General features: G+C 47.4%; 24 protein-coding genes and 1 riboswitch (1 of these 25 running past the window's edge). Of the genes, 15 read left to right on the forward strand and 9 right to left on the reverse strand.

The window, feature by feature from the left end; all coding sequences use genetic code 11:
• On the reverse strand, positions 1 to 281 hold the beginning of the coding sequence (locus tag ACYZ97_RS07440; protein WP_473300662.1) for a zinc ABC transporter substrate-binding protein. 658 nt of this gene lie to the left of the window's left edge; only the first 281 of its 939 coding nucleotides appear in the window; its start codon is at positions 279 to 281; its stop codon lies beyond the left edge, outside the window.
• Between the two features lie 80 nt (positions 282 to 361).
• Between ACYZ97_RS07440 and ACYZ97_RS07445 the strand changes: the two genes are divergently transcribed.
• The 6 genes from ACYZ97_RS07445 to ACYZ97_RS07470 all read left to right on the forward strand — a co-directional run bounded on the left by ACYZ97_RS07445 (position 362) and on the right by ACYZ97_RS07470 (position 6,407).
• Positions 362 to 1,159 carry an ATP-binding cassette domain-containing protein gene (locus ACYZ97_RS07445; protein WP_473297836.1) on the forward strand — a complete coding sequence of 266 codons (798 nt, stop codon included), beginning with the start codon at positions 362 to 364 and terminating at the stop codon, positions 1,157 to 1,159.
• Positions 1,152 to 1,958 (forward strand): metal ABC transporter permease, encoded by an 807-nt coding sequence (locus ACYZ97_RS07450; RefSeq protein ID WP_473297837.1) that lies wholly within the window; start codon positions 1,152 to 1,154, stop codon positions 1,956 to 1,958. Before ACYZ97_RS07445 ends, ACYZ97_RS07450 begins: the two co-directional genes overlap by 8 nt.
• Positions 1,951 to 2,343, forward strand: coding sequence for a Fur family transcriptional regulator (locus ACYZ97_RS07455; protein ID WP_473297838.1), 393 nt, complete (start codon positions 1,951 to 1,953; stop codon positions 2,341 to 2,343). The genes ACYZ97_RS07450 and ACYZ97_RS07455 overlap by 8 nt, the downstream gene beginning before the upstream one ends.
• Before the next feature lie 93 nt (positions 2,344 to 2,436).
• Entirely contained in the window at positions 2,437 to 3,558 is a 1,122-nt protein-coding gene (locus ACYZ97_RS07460; protein ID WP_473297840.1) for an HlyD family secretion protein, read from the forward strand.
• Positions 3,555 to 5,120: a DHA2 family efflux MFS transporter permease subunit gene (locus tag ACYZ97_RS07465; protein ID WP_473297842.1), complete on the forward strand. Its 1,566-nt coding sequence runs from the start codon at positions 3,555 to 3,557 to the stop codon at positions 5,118 to 5,120. Before ACYZ97_RS07460 ends, ACYZ97_RS07465 begins: the two co-directional genes overlap by 4 nt.
• Positions 5,121 to 5,222: 102 nt before the next feature.
• On the forward strand, positions 5,223 to 6,407 hold the full coding sequence (locus ACYZ97_RS07470; RefSeq protein ID WP_473297843.1) for an iron-containing alcohol dehydrogenase family protein: 1,185 nt from the start codon (positions 5,223 to 5,225) through the stop codon (positions 6,405 to 6,407).
• 12 nt (positions 6,408 to 6,419) lie between these two features.
• On the opposite strand, the gene ACYZ97_RS07475 is transcribed toward ACYZ97_RS07470, so the two are convergent.
• Both ACYZ97_RS07475 and ACYZ97_RS07480 read right to left on the reverse strand, forming a co-directional pair.
• Complete coding sequence (locus tag ACYZ97_RS07475; protein ID WP_473297844.1) at positions 6,420 to 7,001, reverse strand: GNAT family N-acetyltransferase; 582 nt, start codon at positions 6,999 to 7,001, stop codon at positions 6,420 to 6,422.
• Between the two features lie 63 nt (positions 7,002 to 7,064).
• Positions 7,065 to 8,198, reverse strand: a complete 1,134-nt coding sequence (locus ACYZ97_RS07480) for a type III PLP-dependent enzyme (protein ID WP_473297846.1) — start codon at positions 8,196 to 8,198, stop codon at positions 7,065 to 7,067.
• Between the two features lie 610 nt (positions 8,199 to 8,808).
• Between ACYZ97_RS07480 and ACYZ97_RS07485 the strand changes: the two genes are divergently transcribed.
• Entirely contained in the window at positions 8,809 to 9,702 is an 894-nt protein-coding gene (locus ACYZ97_RS07485; protein ID WP_473297848.1) for a LysR family transcriptional regulator, read from the forward strand.
• Positions 9,703 to 9,930: 228 nt separating this feature from the next.
• Here the strand turns inward: ACYZ97_RS07485 and trhO are convergent, their stop codons facing one another.
• Entirely contained in the window at positions 9,931 to 10,848 is a 918-nt protein-coding gene (gene trhO / locus ACYZ97_RS07490; protein WP_473297849.1) for an oxygen-dependent tRNA uridine(34) hydroxylase TrhO, read from the reverse strand.
• A gap of 131 nt (positions 10,849 to 10,979) precedes the next feature.
• On the opposite strand from trhO, the gene ACYZ97_RS07495 reads away from it, so the two are divergent.
• On the forward strand, positions 10,980 to 11,618 hold the full coding sequence (locus ACYZ97_RS07495) for a 2-dehydro-3-deoxy-phosphogluconate aldolase (protein ID WP_473297851.1): 639 nt from the start codon (positions 10,980 to 10,982) through the stop codon (positions 11,616 to 11,618).
• A gap of 138 nt (positions 11,619 to 11,756) precedes the next feature.
• Here ACYZ97_RS07495 and ACYZ97_RS07500 read toward each other — a convergent pair whose 3' ends face one another.
• Positions 11,757 to 12,584, reverse strand: coding sequence for a ferredoxin--NADP reductase (locus ACYZ97_RS07500; protein ID WP_473297852.1), 828 nt, complete (start codon positions 12,582 to 12,584; stop codon positions 11,757 to 11,759).
• 279 nt (positions 12,585 to 12,863) lie between these two features.
• Between ACYZ97_RS07500 and ACYZ97_RS07505 the strand changes: the two genes are divergently transcribed.
• From ACYZ97_RS07505 to ACYZ97_RS07520, 4 genes are read left to right on the forward strand one after another with little or no spacing between them, the layout of a single operon-like run.
• Complete coding sequence (locus tag ACYZ97_RS07505) at positions 12,864 to 14,276, forward strand: phosphomannomutase (RefSeq protein ID WP_473297854.1); 1,413 nt, start codon at positions 12,864 to 12,866, stop codon at positions 14,274 to 14,276.
• Between the two features lie 20 nt (positions 14,277 to 14,296).
• Positions 14,297 to 14,710 carry a Cu(I)-responsive transcriptional regulator gene (cueR, locus tag ACYZ97_RS07510; RefSeq protein WP_473297855.1) on the forward strand — a complete coding sequence of 138 codons (414 nt, stop codon included), beginning with the start codon at positions 14,297 to 14,299 and terminating at the stop codon, positions 14,708 to 14,710.
• A 23-nt stretch (positions 14,711 to 14,733) separates the two neighbouring features.
• The gene (locus ACYZ97_RS07515; RefSeq protein WP_473297856.1) at positions 14,734 to 15,288 is read left to right on the forward strand and encodes a cytochrome b; all 555 of its coding nucleotides are present in this window, start codon (positions 14,734 to 14,736) and stop codon (positions 15,286 to 15,288) included.
• Positions 15,285 to 15,758, forward strand: a complete 474-nt coding sequence (locus ACYZ97_RS07520) for an AprI/Inh family metalloprotease inhibitor (RefSeq protein ID WP_473297858.1) — start codon at positions 15,285 to 15,287, stop codon at positions 15,756 to 15,758. Before ACYZ97_RS07515 ends, ACYZ97_RS07520 begins: the two co-directional genes overlap by 4 nt.
• 25 nt (positions 15,759 to 15,783) lie before the next feature.
• Here the strand turns inward: ACYZ97_RS07520 and gcvP are convergent, their stop codons facing one another.
• From gcvP to crcB, 4 genes are all read right to left on the reverse strand, one after another.
• Positions 15,784 to 18,579: an aminomethyl-transferring glycine dehydrogenase gene (gene gcvP / locus ACYZ97_RS07525; protein WP_473297859.1), complete on the reverse strand. Its 2,796-nt coding sequence runs from the start codon at positions 18,577 to 18,579 to the stop codon at positions 15,784 to 15,786.
• Positions 18,580 to 18,584: 5 nt separating this feature from the next.
• On the reverse strand, positions 18,585 to 18,953 hold the full coding sequence (gcvH, locus tag ACYZ97_RS07530; RefSeq protein ID WP_473297861.1) for a glycine cleavage system protein GcvH: 369 nt from the start codon (positions 18,951 to 18,953) through the stop codon (positions 18,585 to 18,587).
• A 5-nt stretch (positions 18,954 to 18,958) separates the two neighbouring features.
• Positions 18,959 to 20,065: a glycine cleavage system aminomethyltransferase GcvT gene (gene gcvT, locus ACYZ97_RS07535; RefSeq protein ID WP_473297863.1), complete on the reverse strand. Its 1,107-nt coding sequence runs from the start codon at positions 20,063 to 20,065 to the stop codon at positions 18,959 to 18,961.
• 149 nt (positions 20,066 to 20,214) lie between these two features.
• Positions 20,215 to 20,304, reverse strand: a riboswitch (glycine riboswitch).
• Between the two features lie 89 nt (positions 20,305 to 20,393).
• A complete protein-coding gene (gene crcB / locus ACYZ97_RS07540; protein ID WP_473297865.1) occupies positions 20,394 to 20,819 on the reverse strand; it encodes a fluoride efflux transporter CrcB in 426 nt (141 codons plus the stop codon).
• A gap of 87 nt (positions 20,820 to 20,906) precedes the next feature.
• Here crcB and ACYZ97_RS07545 point away from each other — a divergent pair, with 87 nt between their 5' ends.
• The 3 genes from ACYZ97_RS07545 (at position 20,907) to ACYZ97_RS07555 (ending at position 23,157) form a co-directional block, all read left to right on the forward strand.
• Positions 20,907 to 21,413, forward strand: a complete 507-nt coding sequence (locus ACYZ97_RS07545; RefSeq protein WP_473297867.1) for a prolyl-tRNA synthetase associated domain-containing protein — start codon at positions 20,907 to 20,909, stop codon at positions 21,411 to 21,413.
• Between the two features lie 58 nt (positions 21,414 to 21,471).
• Positions 21,472 to 22,416 (forward strand): thioredoxin, encoded by a 945-nt coding sequence (trxA, locus tag ACYZ97_RS07550; RefSeq protein WP_473297868.1) that lies wholly within the window; start codon positions 21,472 to 21,474, stop codon positions 22,414 to 22,416.
• Positions 22,417 to 22,494: 78 nt separating this feature from the next.
• On the forward strand, positions 22,495 to 23,157 hold the full coding sequence (locus ACYZ97_RS07555; RefSeq protein ID WP_473297869.1) for an LON peptidase substrate-binding domain-containing protein: 663 nt from the start codon (positions 22,495 to 22,497) through the stop codon (positions 23,155 to 23,157).

Genomic DNA, 23,157 nt, shown 5'->3' on the forward strand with positions numbered 1-23,157 from the left:
GGCTTTAATAGAAAGCGCTCCATATCGGGATGAGCAATGAAAATAATATCTGCCTTGGAGATAAGTTCGGCATCTGATGGCTTTAACGCATAACCATGTTCGGATCCGCCCCCCTTAACGATAAGCGATGGCGTTCCAAGCTTACCCATAACGGCACTTACCAGTGAATGAAGAGGCTTGATCGACACTGCAACACGGGGCACACCGCCCTCTTGTGCATGCGCAACACCGGTGAATAGAAAAATAAACAATGCAAACAAACAGGAAAAAATAAATTTAATCACAAAAAATCCAAACGTTACTTTATTACATTACATTTTTGATATAGACATGAACCAAAGTCAACGCAAGCATGAAAACAATGATGAAAAATAACAATGAGTGCCTTCTTGAAATGAAAAAGGCCGGAGTGAGGTACGATAACCGATGGTTGGTTCGTGATATTGATTTACAGCTCCACCGCCAGGAAATAGTCACGCTGATCGGCCCCAACGGCTCGGGAAAAACCACGACAGCTAAGATGGCTCTGAATATTATTTCGCCAAGCAAGGGCGAAATATATCGCAAGCCAAACGTAAAATTTGGCTACGTCCCACAAAAGTTATCAATTGACCGCTCCATGCCGCTCCAAGTCGAGAAGCTTATGCGACTAACCAATCGGCTTGACCAGAAAACATTGCAAAGCGCGCTCAACCGTGTTGGCATGTCCCGCTTCATTCATGCACAGGTGGCGGATCTTTCTGGCGGCGAATTGCAACGCGTACTACTGGCACGCGCTATCGCACGCCAGCCTGACATTCTTGTTCTGGATGAACCATTACAAGGTGTCGATTTTAATGGCGAAAGCGAACTCTACGCCCTGATTGGCGAGCTAAAAAACGAACTCAATTGCGCCATTTTGCTTATCTCGCATGATCTTCACATCGTCATGGCGGCTACAGACCGCGTTTTATGTCTTAACGGCCATATATGTTGTTCAGGCACCCCTGAAACCGTTATAGCCAGCGAGGCCTACGGCACTCTTATTGGCCAAAACAAAGCACCGCTGGCCGTCTATCAGCATCATCACGATCATAGCCACGGCCCTGACGGAAACTGCTCTGTCCCCCAGCATACAGAACATAAAAACATAGACCACCCGGGATCCCATCATGCTTGATGACTATTTTTTACGTGCCATCCTTGCAGGTCTTGGCATTGCACTCATGGCAGGGCCGCTCGGCTGCTTCATTGTATGGCAAAGACTAGCCTATTTTGGCGATACGCTTTCTCATTCTGCCTTGCTCGGCATCGCCTTTGCACTTTTGCTACAAAGTAATACCATGCTCGGTGTATTTATCATTGCCATTATAGTCGCCTTGGCACTTTTCTTTTTCCAACGGCGTGAAAATCTCGGCTCTGATTCTCTTCTTGGTATCTTGTCACATGGCACCTTGGCTCTCGGTCTCATCCTGATTGACCTCATGCCTTGGGTACGGGTCGATCTAATGGGCTATCTTTTTGGCGATATACTTGCAGTTTCCAAACAGGATCTTGCAATTGTCTGGGCAGGCGTAATGATTGTTATTTTATTAACAATCTTCTTATGGCGCCGACTTGTTGCCCTAACCGTCAATCGCGACCTCGCACAAGCAGAAAATATGCACCCTGATATAGCCCGCTTTGCCTTAATGATGATTTTAGCCATTATTATAGCTGTTGCAATGAACATTGTCGGGATTTTGCTCATCACCGCTATGCTGATTATACCTGCCGCAAGTGCAAGACGCTTCTCATCAAGCCCTGAACAAATGGTTCTCATTTCCGCCCTTCTAGGAATAATCGGCACCATGAGCGGACTTTTCGGCTCTGTACAATTTGATACACGTTCGGGCGCAAGCATCGTAACGGGATTATTCGTTGTATTTCTAATCACCCGTTTTATCCCTTTACTCAAGAAAGGCACAAAAAATGGCTAAGACCTTGACACGCAACCAGACACTGGTGCTGGAAACACTGGAAAAAGCCGAAGGCCCATTAAGCGCCTATGCCATCCTTGATCAATTACGCGACCAGGGGTTTCGGGCCCCTCTACAGGTTTATCGGGCACTTGAAAGTCTCATTGTATTAAAACGCATCCATCGTCTGGAAAGCATGAACGCCTTTATGTCATGCCGCCATCCCAGTGGTTGCGGCCATGGCATTGCAGCTTTTGCAATTTGCAACGATTGCGGCACTGTAGAAGAACTGGACGACCATAAACTGGCCCACGATCTTCAGCATCTTACAGCCGAAATCGGTTTTACAGCCAAGCATAGCACCATTGAAATTCGGGGAATCTGCCAACGATGCACAACAAAATAAATAAACTCAAATTGCATCACAATAGATGATCAGCTAGTTTCGCTTTTCCCTGAAGCCAATATTTTTATTCGTCCATTTGAAAGATAACGACATATGTCGGAAACGAACCAGCAAACAGCAACAGCAGAAACCCAAAATACGACTCCAGAAAAGCGTAAAAAAATATTCAAGGTTATCGGCCTGATCATGCTATTGGTGCTCATCTATTGCGGTTTTCGCTGGTTGACGGAATGGCGTTATCTCGTCACAACCGACGATGCCTATGTTCAAGGCGACATTGCAGCGATTGCCCCCAAAGTGAACGGTTATATTGAAGAAATACCGGTTAACGCCAATGACAGTGTCAAACAGGGCGATATCCTGTTCCGCCTTGATAATGGCGACTATCAAATTGCCCTTGATCAGGCAAAAGCCAAACTCGAGACGCAAAAACATACACTGGATCGCATACAGGCCCAAATTGAAGCGGCGCGAACAACACTAGATGAAGCACGGGCACAAAAGCAGGCAGTCCTTGCTATTATGACCAATGCCGAAATCACACTGGGACGTGCAAAAAAACTCAACCAGAACAGCTATGTTGCCAAATCGGAAGTCGACAATGCCCAATCAGCCTACGATCAGGCCATTGCCAATATGACACGTACCGATGCGCAGATTGCAGCCGCCGAAGCCAATATTTCTGTTCTCAAAGCCGAAATGAAAGAAAAAAACAGCGAAACCCGATCACTTGAACTGGCTCGAGACAAGGCCCAGCGTGATTTTGACTTTACCATCCTACGTGCTCCATTCGATGGCGTCATTGGTAATCTCTCTGCCAAAAAGGGAGATTTTGTCGTTAACGGGCAACGCCTTGCCGCCCTTGTTCCCATTCATACCCTTTATATTGATGCCAATTATAAAGAAACACAGCTTCCCTATATTTATGGTGGCGAAGTCGTGCGTATCTCTGTTGACGGTCTTGATAGCGATGAATTCGAAGGCAAAGTATTATCTTTATCACCTGCTTCCGGTGCTGTTTTCTCACTTTTACCGCCACAAAATGCCACCGGTAACTTCACCAAAATCGTCCAGCGTGTGCCTGTAAGGATTTCAATCCCCGAACACGTATTAGCAACCGGACGTATCCGCGCCGGTATGAGTGTCGTTGTCAGTATTGATACACGCACCAAACCCGATCATGCCTCTTCATTGGCAGAAGACAAGAACAAATGAGCGCCAGTGTCTCTTCAACCGACATTGACGAAAAAATCGATCCCCGTAGAGTTGTCGCTTTCATTGCCATGGTGTTCGGCATGTTCATGGCAATCCTCGACATCCAGATCGTTTCGGCTTCCCTCTCCGAAATCCAGGCCGGACTGGCCGCCAGTTCTGATGAAATTTCATGGGTACAGACGTCCTATCTGATTGCTGAAGTCATTATGATTCCACTTTCAGGCTTTCTTGGCCGCCTTATGTCGACACGCGTTCTTTTTACCATTTCGGCCACAGGCTTCACAGCGGCCAGCGTTTTATGTGCAACAGCATCATCCATAGAACAGATGATTATCTATCGTGCCATACAGGGCTTCATTGGCGGGGGGATGATTCCTAGTGTCTTTGCTGCCGCCTATACAATCTTCCCTGCCTCCAAGCGCCATATTGTCTCGCCCATTGTTGGCCTTGTCGCAACCCTTGCCCCGACAATAGGACCAACTGTCGGCGGCTATCTCAGCCATGCTTTTTCATGGCACTGGCTATTTCTTATCAACCTGCCTTTTGGCATTATTGTTGCCATCATGGCATGGCGGCTGATTGATTTTGACAAAGGAGACAAATCACTCATAGACAAATTCGACTGGTGGGGACTGATCGGCATGGCTGTTTTCCTTGGCTCACTCGAATATGTGCTTGAAGAAGGTCCGCGCAATGACTGGATGCAAGATGAACTTATCCGTAACTTCACCGTTGTCATGATCATCGCCGGAATCTTGTTTTTCTGGCGTGCTTTCACCGCTCATGAGCCGATTGTCGATCTTAAAGCTTTTGGCAATCTCAACTTTACCTTAGGCTCTATTTTTTCCTTTGTGATGGGAATCGGTCTTTATGGCCTAACCTATCTCTATCCCCTTTATCTCAGCCAAATCCGCGATTATGATGCCCTGATGATTGGTGAAACCATGTTTATATCTGGTCTTGCCATGTTTTTTTCAGCACCTCTTGCCGGCTATCTTTCAAAAAAAATGGATCCGCGCATCATGATGGCCATTGGTTTCTTTAGCTTTGGCTGGGGAACATGGCTTGTAACAGGACTCACCAGCGACTGGGATTTCTGGGAACTGTTCTGGCCGCAAATTCTGCGCGGCATTTCATTGATGCTGTGTATGGTGCCGATCAATGATATTGCGCTCGGCACATTACCGCCTGAACGATTGAAGAATGCCTCCGGCCTATATAATCTTACCCGCAACCTCGGTGGTGCCGTCGGGCTTGCTGTCATCAACACCATCGTCATGCGCCGTACCGATTTGCATTATGAACGGCTGGCTGAAAGTATCCAATGGGGTCGCCATGAGGCACTCAATATCTTATCGGGCTTGACCGCCAATCTTAATCTGCCTGGCATTAATGCGCAAAAAAGCGCATTACTACAACTCTATAATATTGTGCGTGAACAAGCGACTATTATGGCTTTTGCCGATGCTTTTTTTATTCTAACCTGCCTGTTCGCTACCCTTTTTGCTCTTGTCTGGCTTGTTAAAAAACCGGAAAACCATATGGGCAACAGCGGTCATTAAATATCAATATCATGACAATGGCATTTGCCTTCTTGATTTACGTTGAATAAAAAAACATGATCTTTATATACATGTCCTATTGATAATCTGAAATCGCTCATCATGACACGCCTTAACCTGCCTTTTGACCTAAATGCCGAATGGTCATTTCCAACCCACATCATTCTGGCTCAAAAACAAATCAAAAACTTGCCGTCATTCATGGCGCAACATAACCTGAATCTGCCGCTGATTATTACCGATACTCATCTGGCCCAAAGCGCAACGCTAAAGAAAATACTGAAACTTTTTGATAAGACCATAATCGGCTTCGGTATCTTCACCATCCATCCGCAGCAATATAACAAGGAAAGTCTGCCCGAAGCCATCAGACTATGGCGATCTGGCGGTTTTGACTCCATTATTGCCTTTGGCGGCGGCCGCGTCATGGACTATGCCAAACTTGTCAAACTTTTTGCACCGCGCGATAGCGATCTTGCCCATTTGACACCGCCTACAACCACGACGCCTTTGCCCTATCTCATCGCCATGCCAACACTTGCCGGCAGCGGCAACGAAACACGCCCTCATGCGATCATTCAAAATCGCTTTCCAATCAAAAGCGAAGTTATCTGTCATGAAGGTCTACTCCCGAACCTAATCCTTTATGATCCACTTTTACCCGCAACAGCCTCTCCTTCTGTCATAACAGGAGCCGCTATGCATGCTTTGACTATCGCCGTTGAGAGCTGGTGCACAGAAGCATTCAATCCTTTGGCCGATGCAAGCGCTCTCCATACAATAGATATCGTTTTCAAATATCTTGAAACCGCCTATCGTGAACCGGATAATATAAAAGCCCAATCGCTCTTGATGGGGACAACAGTTACAACCGGCATAGCAGCCCATAAAGGAACCGGCGGCGCCACAACCTTGGCCCATGCATTGCATGTACTATTCGGCATCCATTATGGCACGGCATGTGGTGTATTATTACCCTATGTTCTAGCCTATCACAGACCATCCATCGATAACCGCTTGAAAGAACTGGCTGACCGTCTCCATATCAAAGGTGGTGCAAACGGCATCATCAAAACCCTTCAGGATTTACGTCATAAGACGGCAATACCTTCAAAGCTCGGGGCACTCATCGCAGCCACAAAACTTAAAGGCAGAGATAAGGCCGCGATTGAAGCCATGAGTACAGAAGACATCACAACAAGTGATAACCCTCTACGCCTGACAAAGAAGGCTGCTACAGAAATCATCGATGCGGCCATGAACGGAAAAATGAAATATAATCGTTAAAGCCGGATATATTCAGGCGACATGACGGTGGGCAACAATATGGGATGCTGCTTTCACTCCGGTCGCTTTCAAAACTCCATGAGCTCCATCAAGATAATTCTCAAGCAGTTCCAATGCTTGGAACCGCTCAATTTCATAGGGTCCCGGCATAGCAAGATTTTGTGTCAAACCGGACGAAAAACCAAAACGTTTATAATAGGCAACATCACCTACCAGCAATATCGCACCATGACCATAAGAAGCTGCGCGCTGGATTGCGACCTCCATCAGTTTTGACCCGACGCCACGACCTTTCAATTCCGGCGATACAGCAAGCGGGCCAAGTAGCAAGGCATCTTTTTGTGTACCATCCTTACCAATAAATCCAACATGCCAAAGGCGTACCGTCGCCAAAAGATCGGCCTTTTCATCACGTACTACAAGCGCCAGCCCATTGGCCGGCACCCTGCCGCGGCGCAGCTTTTCTGATGATTTACGCTTGCGGCCTTTTCCCATAGCATGGTCCAGCAGCGCTTCACGCATCATAAAATCATGCGGCTGCTCATCATCAATCGTGAATTTTATAGCAATATTATCAATTGCATTCTCGAACATCTTTTCAACCTTTCCCATCTCCGGCCCTATAAGACCGAAGACTTGAGCCAACTTGTCTTCAACCTAGATCACGTAAGACCGCAGCGGTTCAAAACCATTAAACGCAACAGAGGCGTAGGTTGTGGTATAGGCACCCGTTCCAAGAATAAGCAGCTCGTCACCAACCGTCAGGGAAACAGGTAACGGATAAGGTGTCTTCTCATACATGACATCGGCAGAATCACAGGTCGGGCCAGCAAGTACACAAGGCGCAATTGCTTCACCATCATGTGGTGTCACGATCTGATAGCGGATAGCTTCATCCATGGTTTCAGCCAATCCATTAAATTTGCCAACATCAAGATAGACCCAACGGACATTATCATTATCGGCCTTTCGGGAAACCAGAACAACTTCAGTACGAATAACACCAGCATTGCCAACCATGCCACGACCGGGCTCGATAATGGTTTCCGGCAGACGATTACCGAAATGTTTGGAAAGTGCATCAAAAATAGCCATGCCATAAGCTTCTGCACTTGGCACATCTTTCAGATAACGGGTAGGAAAACCGCCACCCATATTGACCATTTTAAGTACAATGCCTTCCTTGGCAAGTGTCTGGAAAACAGACGATGCATCACCAAGAGCGCGATCCCATGCTGCCAGATTGGTCTGCTGTGAACCGACATGAAAAGAAACACCATAAGCTTTCAAGCCCAGCGAATGGGCATGCCGCAATACATCAACTGCCATGGCAGGCACACAACCGAACTTGCGTGATAATGGCCATTCAGCACCTTCACCATCGGTCAGAACGCGACAAAAAACACGTGCACCTGGTGCTGATCGAGCAATTTTTTCAGCTTCTTCAATGCAGTCGATCGCATAAAGATCAACGCCCAATTCATAGGCACGGGCAATATCACGCTCTTTTTTGATCGTATTGCCATAAGAAATACGGTCGGCTGTCGCACCGGCATCTAACGCCATTTCAATTTCTGCAACCGATGCAGTATCAAAAGATGACCCCATATCGGCAAGTAACCGCAGTACTTCCGGTGCCGGATTGGCTTTGACCGCATAAAAAATACGCGATTGAGGAAGAGCATGACGGAAATTGGTATAATTTTCACGAACCACATCCAGATCAAGCACCATGCAAGGGCCTTCAGGGCGACGGGTAGCCAGAAAATCAAGAATACGTTGCGTAGCCATATCAGTTCTCCTCGGAAATTTTCATTTCCGTATAACCGGCGATACAGGCATCAAGCCATATAATACGCCAAGGGACAAAGTGTATAGAACTGCTTTCCTGACCGATTATTGGAGGTATCGGACAAAATACACAGAACATACGGCGATGAAACAGCGCGTGTAACGCATTGTTCCGCTTTGTCTGCCTTTTTGATTGGATTTGGAGAACCGCATCCGCACTGGAAGGCAATGAGGTGTGCCTCTTCAGTAATCCCGACTGATGGAAGGTCGGAAGACACTAGAAAGGCCCGCACCGTCGTTGCTTCAAGATGTCCTCATTCTTGCGGTTGGCCGTAAAAATGACTGGAGCGGTTAAGTCCAGGTACCATACCGGTTATTCTCACCATTCGAGGACCGGCGGACACCCACAGGCACGTGCGACTTTGGGCAAAACGGGATATAGGCCCATTACAGGGTGATTTCAATATCTTTTTTCATTTTTCTACTTTTTCTTCTGGGTTTGCCAGTTTTTCCTTCAAAAAAGAGGCAAACCGACTTAATTATTAAAGCCTAAAGTGGACTTTTGATCAATTCCACATAAAACAATACCATAATCTAAGGGGGAAACATCATGGGAATGCTGACGCGCATGCGTGCGTTTATCGATGTCGTCGATGCAGAAGGCTTTTCGGCCGCCAGCCGTAAAACCTACCGTTCCAAGGCCCTATTGTCAAAACATGTACGTGAACTGGAAGATAATCTTGGTGTCTTGCTGCTCAACCGTACCACACGGCAATTATCCCTAACTGAAGCAGGACACGCCTACTATTTACGGGCAGTCGAATTGCTCAAGGAGTTCGATGATCTGCAGGATGCTATTTCCGAATCAAATACAAACATCCATGGGCGTATTAAAATCAGTACATCGCGTACCTTTGCCGATGCACCGATCGGACAATCATTGGTCGACTTCATGGTAGCAAACCCTGAAATTCATCTGGACATCCACCTTGATGACCGTTTTGTCGAAATGGTCGATGAAGGGTTTGATCTTGCCATTCGCATTACCCGTATGGATGATTCATCACTTATTGCCCGATGCCTGACTGCCATACCATCGGTTATTGTCGCCGCGCCTGAACTGATTGCCAAGGTCGGAAAACCTGAAAAGCCACAGGACCTACGCAATATGCCTTGTCTAATCGACCGCAACAACCGTAGTTTCAACAACTGGACCTTTATCAATGCCGAAGGGGCTATCTTTTCCATTCCCGTCAACGGCCCGTTAGAGGTTAACAGCCCAGTCATCACACGTCGGGCAGCCGTTGAAGGAATAGGCTTTGCCCGTATGCCACGTTTTGTGGCCGAGGAAGAAATACGTGCGGGCCGTCTCAAAACTGTACTGGATGATTATGCCATCAAGAATACAGGCATTTATGCAGTCTACCCCCATCGTCGCTATCTACCGGCCAAAGTAAGGCTGCTGATGGACTTTCTCGTCCAGTGGTTCAAGAACAACCGTTAAAAACTCAGCGATAATATGCGATAAAATCCATCAACGCCTTTTTCTGCCAGCCTTGCGCGTCAAAATTATCAGGTGCAAGCCATACTTCATAAGCCTGTTTTAATAATGGCAAGAAATATCGAGCATCTCCAGTCTGACATAACGACCATCAATATTTTTCAACGATGGTAACGCACAGCAGCATCAAGCATATCCGCCCTTAACCTGTTATATCAAAACCCTTGTTGTTTAATGACCAATATGTGGCGCTTGACCACGCTTCTTAGCAAGCTGGACTTGTAAATGACGGTCGCGAAAACGCTTGCGATCCTCTTCGCTACGTTCTGGGTAACAAGCCTCGCAAGAAACACCAGCTTCAAAATGCGGTTTCAACTTATCTTCCGGTGACAAGGGACGCCGACAGGCACGGCAAAGTTCAAGTCCGCCTTCTTTCAGGCCATGGCCGACCGATACACGCTCATCAAAAACAAAGCATTCACCCTTCCACAAGCTCTCTTCCTTCGGCATATCTTCCAAATATTTCAGAATGCCGCCTTTCAAGTGATAGACCTGATCATAACCAAGGCTGCGCACATAGGCCGTCGACTTTTCACAGCGGATACCACCGGTACAGAACATGGCAATCTTTTTCTTTTTGCGCAATTCGCTTTCATGATCCTTGATCCATTGCGGAAATTCACGAAAAGTCTTGATATCGGGATCAATAGCGCCCTCAAAGGTGCCGATCTGATATTCATAATCATTGCGCGTATCAATCAAGATTGTATCTTCGTCCTTGATCAGATCGTTCCATTCTGTTGGTGATACATAGGTACCAACCACTTCCAGCGGATCGACATCCTCAACCCCCATAGTCACGATCTCTTTCTTGAGACGTACTTTCATACGCAAAAAAGGCATTTCTGATGCCCATGAATATTTCAATTCAGGATTTTTCAACTCCGGTTGAGCTGTAATGAAAGCGACAAGCTTTTCAATCGCTTCCTTCGTGCCGGCAACCGTGCCGTTAATCCCCTCATGGGCCAAAAGCAATGTTCCCTTAATGCCATGACTTTTACATAATTCCCGCAAAGGCTGCTGCAATTCCTTGAACCGCGGCAAGCGGGCAAAACAATAAAGAGCGGCGACAGTATAAGTGTTTGACATTGTGGTATCCTTTTTATCTCAGGCTTTACTCTTCCCTGTCATTAAATTCAAGCCATTTGCATCAAGAACGCTTGGAGAAAAACGGCCTTTCGCCTATAAAGAAAGCTCAACTGAAAATGGAGACAAAAACAATGACACAAAAAATAGACAAGCTCCTGCCAATCATGCAGGGACAAAGTGTTATACCTGTTCTCCTGATAGACAAGGTTGAGGATGCAATACCGCTCGCCCGCGCACTGGCCAAAGGTGGATTAAAAGCTGTCGAAGTCACATTACGCACACCAGCCGCACTCGACTCTATTGCTGCCATCGCTGCAGAGGTACCAGAGGCCGTTGTCGGAGCGGGCACAGTCTTAAATGACGAGCATTATGAAGCCGCAGAAAATGCAGGTGCAAAATTTATCGTCAGTCCGGGACTGACCTATGAACTCATAGATGCAGCTGCGGCAAGCAAGATTCCTCTTCTTCCCGGTGCTATCACGCCAAGCGAGTTGATGGCAGCCAAGGAAGAGGGTTATGAACTACTGAAATTTTTTCCGGCAGAACAGGCTGGCGGAATCGGTTTTGTTAAAGCACTTGCCTCACCATTCAATGGCCTTAAATTCTGTCCCACCGGTGGTATATCACTGAAGAATGCTGCCGACTGGCTCAATCTTGACAATGTCCTTTGTGTCGGCGGTTCATGGGTTGCTCCCAAAGAACTTATCGCAGCCCAAGACTGGGATAGCATCACCAAACTTGCGGCAGAAGCTGCAGCATTGAAAAGATAAAGGCTATAGGCTTTATCTTTGATCTTTATGCAATGTGCCAATAGGGGAATAACGATCAGCATCAAATGCTTCACGGCAAACCAAGCCTATAGCTGTTGCAAGTGGCAACAATGCCCAAATCGATGATTTCAGCTCTATTTAATCAACAAAAGCGCGTTCGACGACATAGGTATTGGGCGCATTATTAGCGCCTTCTTCCAGCCCGAATTCTTCACACATGGCTGCGCAATCCTTGAGCATTGCCATAGAGCCGCAAATCATCACTCGGTCTTCATCCGCATTCAATTTCGGCAGGCCAGTATCGGCAAAGAATTTGCCGGAGCGCATGGCATCGGTAATTCTACCCATATGGGCGGACTCTTCCCGCGTTGTCATAGGATAGAATTTCAGCTGTGCGGCAAACTCGCCAATTAGCGGATCTTGTGTCAATTCATCCACCAACTCACGTGCATAATTGAGCTCTGCCACTTCACGAGTAGTCTGGATCAACACAACCTCTTCAAATTTTTCATATGTTTCAGGATCACGGATAAGACTGGCAAAAGGCGCAACACCCGTACCTGTTGATAGCAGATACAATCTTTTGCCGGGTGTCAGCGCATCCAACACCAATGTGCCTGTTGATTTCTTACGCATCAACACCGTGTCACCGGGTTGGATTTTTTGCAAATGCTCGGTCAATGGACCGCCCGGCACCTTGATAGAAAAGAACTCAAGCTCTTCATCCCAAAACGGACTGGCAATCGAATAGGCACGATAAACGGGCTTTTCAGCATTAGGCAAACCAATCATGACAAACTCGCCGGAACGGAAGCGGAAGCTTTCAGGACGGTTCATGCGGAATTTAAACAGACGATCGGTATAATGTTTGACACTATTAACCGTCAGGGCAAAAACATTATCGGGAATCGGAAAAGCCGATGCATCTGATACGGCTTCAGTGCTCTTTTGTGCTGTCGCGGTCATGATTACTTTCCCTTTTGCCATTCCATCATGAAACTTTTGACCATCATATAGAATGACTGGAACCATATGCCAACACCGCCTTTACGCCAGAATTGATAAGAATGGGAAAAACTTTCTCCAAAACTTCTATTTTATAAAAAATAGGCTTTGCCATCGTGCAATCTGCAAAGCTTTTTTATATTTCTGATATCAATAGCCCTTCCAATAAGATCCTGTTCAAAAGCCGTCTCCCTAAAGGTATTAAAAGCCGGGCTTGTAAAAACATGTCGACATGCATAAATGGCACAGATGAAAAGTGATCTTAAATTCGGAACCAGTGGTCTACGCGGCCTTGTAACTGACCTGAGCGATGTTGTCGTTCAGCGCTACAGCCGTGCTTTCATTCGCTATCTGGAAGCAAATAATAAAATAAAACCAGGCTCCTCTATAGCGGTCGGCTATGATTTGCGTGAAAGCAGTCCGCATATTGCCCACATCGTTTTGTCGGCCTGTCTGGATGCCGGTTATAAAAGCATCAATCTGGGCACCCTGCCCACACCGGCTCTGGCACTCTTTTCCCGCCGTCATAAAATACCAGCTATTATGGTGACGGGCAGTCATATTCCGGAAGACCGCAACGGGCTGAAATTCTATTCCAAAGACGGCGAAATCGACAAACAGGATGAAGCCGGCATTCTTAGCCATCTCGACCCGCAAAGCCGGATTGAACCAACGCGGCCATTGCCACCTGTTATCCTTTATAACGATTACCTCATGCGCTGTCTTGAGCTGTTGCCGATCAAAGCGCTCGCAGGTAAACGCATCGGGATTTACCAGCATTCTTCTGTAGCACGAGACTTAATGAAAACCATAATCACCACGATGGGCGCAGAGGCTTTTATACTGGCACCATCCGATCACTTCATTCCTGTCGACACCGAAGCCTTAAGTGATGAAGACCGCCATATCGCACAAGAAGGAATAAAAGTACACCAGCTTGATGGCATCATATCGACCGATGGCGATGGCGACCGCCCACTCCTTGCCGATGAAATGGGCCATTATTTTCATGGCGATCTGCTGGGTATATTCACAGCACAATATCTACGGGCCGACTGTGTAGTAACACCGGTCACATCCACTTCCATGGTCGAACAGCTTTTCGATAATGTCAAACGTTGTAGGGTCGGTTCTCCCTATGTCATTGAAGCCATGGCAGAGACACGACGCGAAGGTTTCAAACGCATTGTCGGTTTCGAGGCCAATGGTGGCGTATTGCTTGGCAATACGATTCGCCTCAATGGCAATAATATCAGTGCCTTGCCGACACGCGATGCTATGCTACCTATTCTGGCAACTCTGGGGCTGAGCCTCGCCAAACAAATGCCGCTCTCCGCACTACGCCAAACCCTGCCCCATCGTTTTAATGCCAGCGACCGGTTGCAAAATATCGATATGGAAAAGGCCGCCCATTTGCTTGAAAGCCTTAAGGACAAAGTGCAATGTGCCCGCTTTTTTGCACCACTCGGTTCTATCGCCACAACAGATACAATCGACGGTTTGCGGATCATTTTCGACAATCATGACATGATCCATTTTCGTCCATCTGGCAACGCACCCGAATTTCGTATCTATAGCGAAGCCGACAGCGATGCCCGTGCACAGGCATTACGCGAATGGGGATTGGAAACATTACAAAAACAGTTGGGCTGAAGAACAAGAGAGGATGAGCGATGAATATCGGAGAAGCCGCTAAAAAAACCGGTCTTTCAGCCAAAATGATCCGCCATTATGAAGATATCGGCCTGATTGCACCGCCTTTACGCAGCGAAGCCGGATACCGCGTCTACAGCGCCAATGATATTGAAACCATGCGCTTTATCCATCGCGCCCGCGAGCTGGGTTTTACCATAGAGGATATCCGGGTCTTGCTGGCCCTCTGGAAAGATCGCACACGCGCCTCGTCAGCCGTCAAAAAACTAGCGACAGACCACATTGCCATTTTGCAGGAAAAAATTACCTCTCTGCAAACCATGATTGCCACATTGCAACATCTAGCTGAACATTGTCATGGAGACGGTCGTCCTGACTGCCCGATCCTTGCCGATCTTGCAGGCGAGCCGATAAACTGTCATGAGTGTCACTGACAATAACCGTAAAAGGAAAAATCATGAGCATAATGGACACCCCCCAGCGCTTCGGCACAGTCAGCCGTATATTTCACTGGGCCATGGCTGGTCTGATGTTTATCCAGCTTTTCAGCGCCATTTTGCATTTCTTCTTCGACAAGGGCATGTGGTTGCGCGACTTTTTCTGGTCTATCCATTTTCCACTCGGCACAATCCTGTTTTTCCTTGTGCTGCTGCGGGGCATATGGGGAATTATCAATTTTGCCAAACGCCCGCCTTTAGGACTCCACTTTATGGGACTAGCCGCCCATCTTGGCCATTTGGCACTTTATCTGCTCATGATTTTCATTCCGTTGAGCGCCATATTGCGGGCTTATGGCTCGGGCAAAGGGTTTGCATTATTCGGCTTTCCACTTTTACCTGCAACCGGTATCAGGCACGATAATCTGATTGCCTTGGGCAGCGACTTCCATGGTGAACTGGGCTGGGTGTTATTGCTTCTGATTGTTGGACACATTTTTATGGTCTATGTCCACCGGCTGATTATGAAAGACGGCCTCGACAAGCGCATGTCGCGTGCAAGGTGTGTGAAATGAATAATCAGGACAGGGCGACGATGATTTGGGTGCAAACCATTCTAGTGGCAACATCTCTCTGTTTTATGCTCACAGCCTGTAAAGACGGGCGGACGATCTGCCCCATGCCGCTGACAGATCTGGAAAGCGAACGCTACTGGGTTGACGAACACCGTTGGTACTTGAATAATCCCTCAACATATAGCGGCGTGTGGACAACAACAATTGACGGGCGGCAATGTAACGTTAATCTGGCTATGGAAAACAGCGCCCCGCAATATCAACACTATAAATTCGAGGAGAGCACGATATGCCGGAACTGGAAAGAAACACCGGCCTATTGGGATCTGTCCCGTGGCACGATCGTCCTCTATGATAAAAACAATGATGAAATCGCCCGATTGAAAAAAGTAACAAATCAAAAATATACCGGCATCAGCCGCCAGGGGAAGAATATTGTTTTTGATCACCCGATTGACAGAGGAAAATAAAAACCGCCCGAAGGCGGTTTTTCAATCAGGCATAGTTTGAAAGCGGCGGACAGGAACAAATAAGGTTCCTGTCACCGGCAACATTGTCGATACGCGAAACCGGCGGCCAATATTTATCAGCCGGATCAGAATCGGGATTGGGGAATGCCGCAATCTGGCGGCTATAACTACGTGCCCAATTATCATCAATCGTATCAGCCAATGTATGCGGCGCATTACACAATGGATTATCATCCTTGGGCCAAACGCCCTCACCGACTTTCTTTGCCTCGCCAGCAATTGCCAAAAGAGCATCGCACAAACGGTCAACCTCGGCTTTCGGCTCGGACTCCGTCGGCTCGATCATCAATGTACCGGGCACTGGAAACGACATAGTCGGCGCATGAAATCCATAATCGATCAGACGCTTGGCAACATCATCAACCGTAATACCATACTGATCTTTCAGCACCCGTGTATCGACAATACACTCATGGGCGACGCGTCCTTTCTTGCCCTTATAAAGGATCGGATAAGCCGCGCTTAAACGCTGGGCAATATAATTGGCATTCAGAATAGCTGTCTCTGTTGCAGCTTTAAGACCGTCAGGCCCCATCATACGAATATACATCCATGTGATAACAAGGATAGATGCACTGCCATAAGGTGCACTCGAAACAGCATGGTCACTGTCAAAATCACCATGGCCCGGCAGGAATGCAACAAGATGGGGAGCAACACCGATCGGACCGACACCCGGTCCGCCGCCACCATGCGGAATAGCAAAGGTTTTATGCAAATTCATATGACAGACATCGGCACCGACATCGCTAGGACGCGCCAACGCCACCAAAGCATTCAGATTGGCACCGTCAAAATAGACCTGCCCGCCATTGTCATGGACAATCTTGCAAATATCCTTGATCGATTCTTCATAGACACCATGGGTTGAAGGATAGGTAATCATCAAAGCGGCAAGTTTCTCTTTATGCATTTCGGCTTTCGCCTTGAGATCATCCACATCCACATCACCGTCATCCAGACATTTGACGACAACCACTTCCATACCGGCCATATGGGCAGAGGCCGGATTAGTCCCGTGGGCGGAAGCCGGAATGAGACAGATATTACGATTATGATCACCGCGGCTTTCATGATAACGGCGAATAGCAATAAGACCTGCATATTCACCCTGTGCACCGGAATTGGGCTGGAAAGAGACCCCCTTGAAACCGGTTACTTCACACAGCCAGCTCTCAAGCTGGTCAATCATCCTGATATAGCCTTTTGTATCTGAAGCTGGCGCAAAAGGATGGATATTGGCAACCTTCGGCCAGCTTACTGGTATCATTTCGGCAGCCGCATTGAGTTTCATCGTGCAGGAACCCAATGGAATCATCGCCCGATCAAGCGCCAGATCCTTATCGGCAAGACGGCGTAAAAAACGCATCATATCGGTTTCCGAATGCACCGCATGGAAAAAAGGTTGTGTCAAAAAGCTATTGCCGCGCGCTTTGCCAAAGAGTGCACTTTCAGCCTTTTCAGCCAATTTGGCACCAAAGAGTGCCGCTAAAGCATGTGCATCCTCATCCGTTGACAACTCGTCAAAACAGACCCCGACATGATCAGCATCAACCAGATGCAACAAGCGGCCATCTGCATAGGCTTTTTGCACAATCGACTCAGCCCTGCCCGCAACTTTAACCGTAACACAATCAAAAAATGTATCACCGGCAAGTGTCAGACCGGCCGCTTTCAAACCAGTTGCAAAACGGCTTGCCAAATTGTGGACACGCTGAGCAATAGCCTGCAAACCTTGCGGCCCGTGCCAGATCGCATAGGCCGTCGCCATATTAGCAAGCAATGCCTGCGCCGTACAGATATTAGAAGTTGCCTTGTCACGACGGATATGCTGTTCGCGCGTTTGAAGTGCGAGACGGAAACCGACACGGCCTTTGGTATCAATTGACTGGCCGACAATACGGCCAGGGATAAGACGGGTCAACGCATCCGATACGGCCAGATAACCAGCATGTGGCCCACCAAAACCCATCGGCACACCATAACGCTGCATGGAACCGACAACAATATCGGCACCCCATTTGGCCGGAGCCTCCATAATTGTCAAAGCCAACGGATCAGCCACAACAATCACCAAAGCACCCTTAGCTTTGGCATCGGCAATAACATCGCCATAATCATGGAATACACCATCTGTATCCGGCCAAGGCAAAGCGATGGCTGCTGTGTTATTATCAATCTCGCCCTTGCTATCAATGTTGAACCCTTGTGTTTCGGCCCGTGTTTTGGCTACATCCAATGTCTGAGGATGCAGCTTGCCGACAACATGGATATGGATTCTCTTGTCACGGGCAAAACGCACTGCAATCGCATTAGCTTCGGCAAAAGCAGTCGCCTCATCAAGAAGAGAAGCGGCAGCAACCGGCAAACCTGAAAGTTCGGCAACCAAAGTCTGAAAGTTGAAAAGCATTTCCAGACGACCTTGGGAAATTTCTGCCTGATAGGGCGTGTAAGCCGTATACCAAGCAGGATTTTCAAACAGATTGCGCAAAATAACCGGTGGTGTAAATGTACCGTGATACCCTTGTCCGATAAAACTTTTATGGACAATATTCTCATCCATAATAGCACCAAGCTCTGCCAAGGCATCCTGCTCACTCGCTGCTGACGGTATATCCAGCAAACGATTGAGGCGGATAGATTCAGGCACAGCCTCTGAAATCAGTGTTTCAACAGAAGATGTCCCAAGAACATCAAGCATGGCTTTAACATCATCAGGCTTAGGCCCAATATGACGGGCGGAAAAGGGTAACTCACGCATTCAATCTATCCAATCAGTGCTTTATAACCGGCATCATCAAGAAGCTTGGACAACTGTCCTTCATCGGCAATTTTCATTTTCCACAACCAGCCGTCGCTTTCAGCCGCGCTATTGACCAAAGAAGGATCGCCGGCAAGCGCGTCATTCACTTCTGTCACCTCACCATCAATAGGTGCATAAACGTCAGAAGCAGCTTTGACCGATTCAACGACAGCCACCGCATCTCCCTGCGAGATTGTTTTGCCGATTTCCGGCACCTCGACAAAAACAAGATCACCCAGCTGTTCCTGTGCGTGATTGGTGACACCGACAGTCGCAATGCCGCCCTCGACACTCAGCCATTCGTGGTCTTCAGTAAAATAGAGTTTCGCCATCAGTCTTATCCTTTAAAATAACGTTGCGGAACAAAGGGAAGTGCATGCACAGTCATTTCAATCTGCTTGCCACGCACCTCGGTCAATAATTTCGTGCCGATTTCAGCATAGTCTTTCGTTACATAGCCCATGGCAACAGGACCATTAAAAGAGGGGCCGAAACCACCGGATGTCACAACACCGATTTTTTCGCCATTATTGTCAAACAATTCAGCACCGGCACGCACCGGTTGACGGCCCTCCGGCTTCAAACCGACACGTTTACGGGAAGTACCTTTTTCAATCGCAGCCAATAACGCATCGGCTCCGATAAAGGCTGCTTTTTCACGCACAGACTTTGTCACCGCCCATGTAATTGCCGCCTCAACAGGATTGATATCCTTGGTAATATCATTACCGTGCAGACAAAGTCCGGCTTCAAGGCGCAAACTGTCGCGAGCGGCCAGACCGATCCATTCCACCCGTTCATCGGAAAGTAGTTTTTGCGCAATAGCTTCGGCTTCATCGAGCGGTAAAGCAATCTCGAATCCATCTTCACCGGTATAACCCGAACGGGTCAGGAACCAACCCATTTCCGGTTCGCAACCATGCATAAATGTCAAGGCATTGCCGGGCAAGCCAAGGGCAACCATTACCTTGGCCGCTTCTGGTCCCTGTAAGGCCAGAAAAACACGATCCAGAGGCTCCAGCCTAACATCAAAACCATCGGCACGCTTATTCAATTCGGCAATATCCGCATCGGCATTGCCCGCATTGGCAACCACCATAAAACGACTTTCACCCAAACGGGTAACAATCAGATCATCCAATACACCGGCTTTATCATCAAGAAGATAATTATAACGCGACTGGCCTTCTTTCAACGCACCTGCATCCAACGGCAAGGCACGATTTAAAAAGTCAACAGCCTGCCGCCCCTCTACCAAGATCAGTTTCATATGCGAAATATCGAAAAGACCAGCATGGTCCCGCGTATGAAGATGCTCTTTCATAACCCCCAAAGGATAGGTCAAAGGCATATTCCAGCCGGCAAAACCGCCAAATTTCGCACCCGCTTTTTCATGCAATGCATGAAGCGGCAATTGTTTCAAACTTTCAGAATTATCGCCCATTTTGACTCCACAACTGTGCTCATGGCTGTATGATTACGCCATTTCACACCCCTCTGTCTTGAGCCTGAGAGACTTGCGGAACCGGACTGAGCCAACAACTCCACTTACACCTTCGGCGCGGAATTCCTCCCGACTTTCCAGAGCTGTCCATTCTTTTTACGGTTCATTTGCCTGAGAGATTACGGGCGTATTTTCCCCTTCGGCGACAGTTTGAAACTGTTCTCTCCCGCAAAAAGATAGGTTATCCAACGAGGATAACCTGAACATTCTTTTTTCTAACCGATGTTCAATAACAAGTCACCGATTATTTTGCCTTGATAACAATAATTCACTCTTCATCAACAAGCACTGTATGGTGTGATGCCTGCCCGTGATCATTCAATCTGTCTCCCCAATAATAACCGACTGCTGTAGCGGCAACGCAAAGCATTGCCGAAATGAAAACATTCAAGAAAGCACGCCCGATTGCACCCGTTTTTAGCAAGTCAAATGTCTGCAGACTGAATGAGGAAAAAGTTGTAAAGCCACCACACAAACCAACCATAACAAAAAGGCGGGTATTTTCTGAAACCGCGTATTTGGCTGACAAAAATGTCAATGCCAGAAAGAAACCGATAATAAAAGAACCTGCAATATTGATAATAATGGTGCCCCAAGGCAACACACGATTGGCAGACTCAAGCAAGATGCCAGCCCAGTAGCGTCCGACACTGCCAATCGCACCACCCAAAGCGACCCATAATGTTGCAATCATCCAAAACTCTCCTCAACAAGGGTCTGTTATTTTTAATAGAAATAGTCTTTTATCACAGTGAAAACAATTAAAGGAAGCGTGATTACCATGAAGGCGGGCCGTCCAGAACTTATGGATTTTCTTACCCAACTGGACATTAAAACAACAACGCACGAACATGAAGCTGTTTTCACCGTAGAAGAAAGCAGCCATATCAAGGACAATCTTGCAGGCGGACACACCAAAAATCTGTTTTTAAAAGACAAAAAAGGCCGCTATTTTTTAATAACCGTCGGTGCCTATGCCACGATTAATCTTAAGACACTACATACAAGAATCGGTGCATCAGGGCGCCTTTCTTTTGGCTCGGCAGAAAAGCTTGATGAATATCTCGGTCTTTATCCCGGTGCCGTCAGCGTTTTCGGCATGATAAACGATCACAATAAACAGGTCACCCTCATTCTGGATAAAACCTTGATGCAACATGACACTATCAACGCCCATCCAATGACCAATAAAGCCACAACAAACATCAAGCGCAGTGATCTTTTGAAATTTATCGAAGCAACCGGCCATAATGCAACAATCATTGCAATTACTGAAAAAGAGGCTTGAAATCGCCACTCTCCATTCCGATTATAAAACAAATCAAGCAATCATTCAGGACCAAAAGATGAGCGACAATCCTTTCAAAAGCCATGACAGCAATTACAATGTTAACTTGAGCACCGGCGCGGCAACACCGTCACAAGACCTTATCAAGGAAACTACCACTGCCGACTTTGCTCGCGATGTCATTGCTGAATCGAAGAAACAGCCGGTACTGGTCGACTTCTGGGCACCATGGTGCGGGCCGTGCAAGCAGCTGACCCCGATCATAGAAAAAGCCGTGAATGACGCCAAAGGCGCTGTCAAACTGGTTAAAATGAATATTGATGACCATCCATCCATTGCCGGACAGCTTGGCGTTCAATCCATTCCCGCTGTTTTCGCCTTTGTCGATGGTCGCCCGATCGATGGATTTATGGGGGCACAACCTGAAAGCGAGATCAAAAAGTTCATTGCCAAGATTACAGGCGGTGAAAAACAGGAAATGATTGAACAGGCCGTTACCATGGCCGATGGATTCGTCCAATCCGGCGATATTATACAGGCTATCAATATCTATTCGCAAATCTTGCAACAAGCACCCGATACAGTCGCGGCTATTGCCGGTCTTGCCAACTGCCTGCTCCAGTCAGGAGATAGCGAAAAAGCCAAGGCTATTCTGGCAACCACGCCCGAAAATAAAAAGGATGATCCGCTTATCCGCAGCGTTGAAACAACTATTGCATTAAACGAGCAAATTGCCCTTCTTGGCGATCCGGCTGAATTGGAAAAACGCCTTGACGCAAACCCCAAAGACCATCAGGCGCGGTTCGATTTGGCCTTGATCTATAATGCACAAGGTGAACGACAAAAAGCCGCCGACGCACTTTTTGCCATCATGAAAGCCGACCGTCTCTGGCATGACGATGGAGCACGCAAACAGCTATTGCAATTTTTCGAGGCATGGGGGCCCATGGATGCGGCAACCATTAACGCAAGACGCCAACTCTCTTCATTATTGTTTTCATAAAAACATATAATGACGCTTGGCAGTATGTCATTGGACACCATATAAGCGTTGTTACAAAAAACGCATCAAAGGACAACAATGAAAGCGGGAAATTTCAACTATATCAAAGCTTCCGATCTGCCTGAAACACTGGCTGTCTTTCCGCTTGAATCCGTCATGGTTCTGCCAGGTGGCTATCTGCCTCTGACGATCTTCGAACCACGTTATCTACAAATGGTCGAAGATGCCATGCGCACAAACCAGCTTATAGGGATTATCCAACCATTGCCCGAGCAGAACATCACCAAACCAGAACTATATAAGACAGGTTGTATGGCCCGTATTGTTAGCTTTACCGAAACCGGTGATGGGCGCCTTCTGATCTCACTGCAAGGTATATGCCGCTTTCACTGTGACAAAGAAATTGTCAACGATACGCCTTATCGGATTTTTGCCATTTCGCCCTTTCTCGACGACCTATCCGAAAAAGAAAATAGCAACATGATCGACCGAGAGGCATTGCTGAACGCTTTTGCCGACTACCTTGACGCCAATGATCTAGAAGCCGATTGGGAAAGCGTTATGCAGGCATCAAGCGAAACACTGGTCAATGCATTAGCCATTAGCGCACCTTTCGGCCCGGCTGAAAAACAGGCCCTGCTTGAATCACCCGATATCAATATACGTGCCGAAACATTGATTGCACTTGCCGAACGTTCATTGCTCACTCAAGACGGCATTGATAGCCGTGATCTTCAATAA

Source organism: Bartonella sp. bp_1 (assembly GCF_055808085.1).

Excerpts from the sequence above, each read along its gene's own strand:
- ACYZ97_RS07445 (WP_473297836.1), top strand. The coding sequence starts at position 362 with ATGATGAAAAATAACAATGAGTGCCTTCTTGAAATGAAAAAGGCCGGA.
- ACYZ97_RS07450 (WP_473297837.1), top strand. The coding sequence starts at position 1,152 with ATGCTTGATGACTATTTTTTACGTGCCATCCTTGCAGGTCTTGGCATT.
- ACYZ97_RS07455 (WP_473297838.1), top strand. The coding sequence starts at position 1,951 with ATGGCTAAGACCTTGACACGCAACCAGACACTGGTGCTGGAAACACTG.
- ACYZ97_RS07460 (WP_473297840.1), top strand. The coding sequence starts at position 2,437 with ATGTCGGAAACGAACCAGCAAACAGCAACAGCAGAAACCCAAAATACG.
- ACYZ97_RS07465 (WP_473297842.1), top strand. The coding sequence starts at position 3,555 with ATGAGCGCCAGTGTCTCTTCAACCGACATTGACGAAAAAATCGATCCC.
- ACYZ97_RS07470 (WP_473297843.1), top strand. The coding sequence starts at position 5,223 with ATGACACGCCTTAACCTGCCTTTTGACCTAAATGCCGAATGGTCATTT.
- ACYZ97_RS07475 (WP_473297844.1), bottom strand. The coding sequence starts at position 7,001 with ATGTTCGAGAATGCAATTGATAATATTGCTATAAAATTCACGATTGAT.
- ACYZ97_RS07480 (WP_473297846.1), bottom strand. The coding sequence starts at position 8,198 with ATGGCTACGCAACGTATTCTTGATTTTCTGGCTACCCGTCGCCCTGAA.
- ACYZ97_RS07485 (WP_473297848.1), top strand. The coding sequence starts at position 8,809 with ATGGGAATGCTGACGCGCATGCGTGCGTTTATCGATGTCGTCGATGCA.
- trhO (WP_473297849.1), bottom strand. The coding sequence starts at position 10,848 with ATGTCAAACACTTATACTGTCGCCGCTCTTTATTGTTTTGCCCGCTTG.
- ACYZ97_RS07495 (WP_473297851.1), top strand. The coding sequence starts at position 10,980 with ATGACACAAAAAATAGACAAGCTCCTGCCAATCATGCAGGGACAAAGT.
- ACYZ97_RS07500 (WP_473297852.1), bottom strand. The coding sequence starts at position 12,584 with ATGACCGCGACAGCACAAAAGAGCACTGAAGCCGTATCAGATGCATCG.
- ACYZ97_RS07505 (WP_473297854.1), top strand. The coding sequence starts at position 12,864 with ATGGCACAGATGAAAAGTGATCTTAAATTCGGAACCAGTGGTCTACGC.
- cueR (WP_473297855.1), top strand. The coding sequence starts at position 14,297 with ATGAATATCGGAGAAGCCGCTAAAAAAACCGGTCTTTCAGCCAAAATG.
- ACYZ97_RS07515 (WP_473297856.1), top strand. The coding sequence starts at position 14,734 with ATGAGCATAATGGACACCCCCCAGCGCTTCGGCACAGTCAGCCGTATA.
- ACYZ97_RS07520 (WP_473297858.1), top strand. The coding sequence starts at position 15,285 with ATGAATAATCAGGACAGGGCGACGATGATTTGGGTGCAAACCATTCTA.
- gcvP (WP_473297859.1), bottom strand. The coding sequence starts at position 18,579 with ATGCGTGAGTTACCCTTTTCCGCCCGTCATATTGGGCCTAAGCCTGAT.
- gcvH (WP_473297861.1), bottom strand. The coding sequence starts at position 18,953 with ATGGCGAAACTCTATTTTACTGAAGACCACGAATGGCTGAGTGTCGAG.
- gcvT (WP_473297863.1), bottom strand. The coding sequence starts at position 20,065 with ATGGGCGATAATTCTGAAAGTTTGAAACAATTGCCGCTTCATGCATTG.
- crcB (WP_473297865.1), bottom strand. The coding sequence starts at position 20,819 with ATGATTGCAACATTATGGGTCGCTTTGGGTGGTGCGATTGGCAGTGTC.
- ACYZ97_RS07545 (WP_473297867.1), top strand. The coding sequence starts at position 20,907 with ATGAAGGCGGGCCGTCCAGAACTTATGGATTTTCTTACCCAACTGGAC.
- trxA (WP_473297868.1), top strand. The coding sequence starts at position 21,472 with ATGAGCGACAATCCTTTCAAAAGCCATGACAGCAATTACAATGTTAAC.
- ACYZ97_RS07555 (WP_473297869.1), top strand. The coding sequence starts at position 22,495 with ATGAAAGCGGGAAATTTCAACTATATCAAAGCTTCCGATCTGCCTGAA.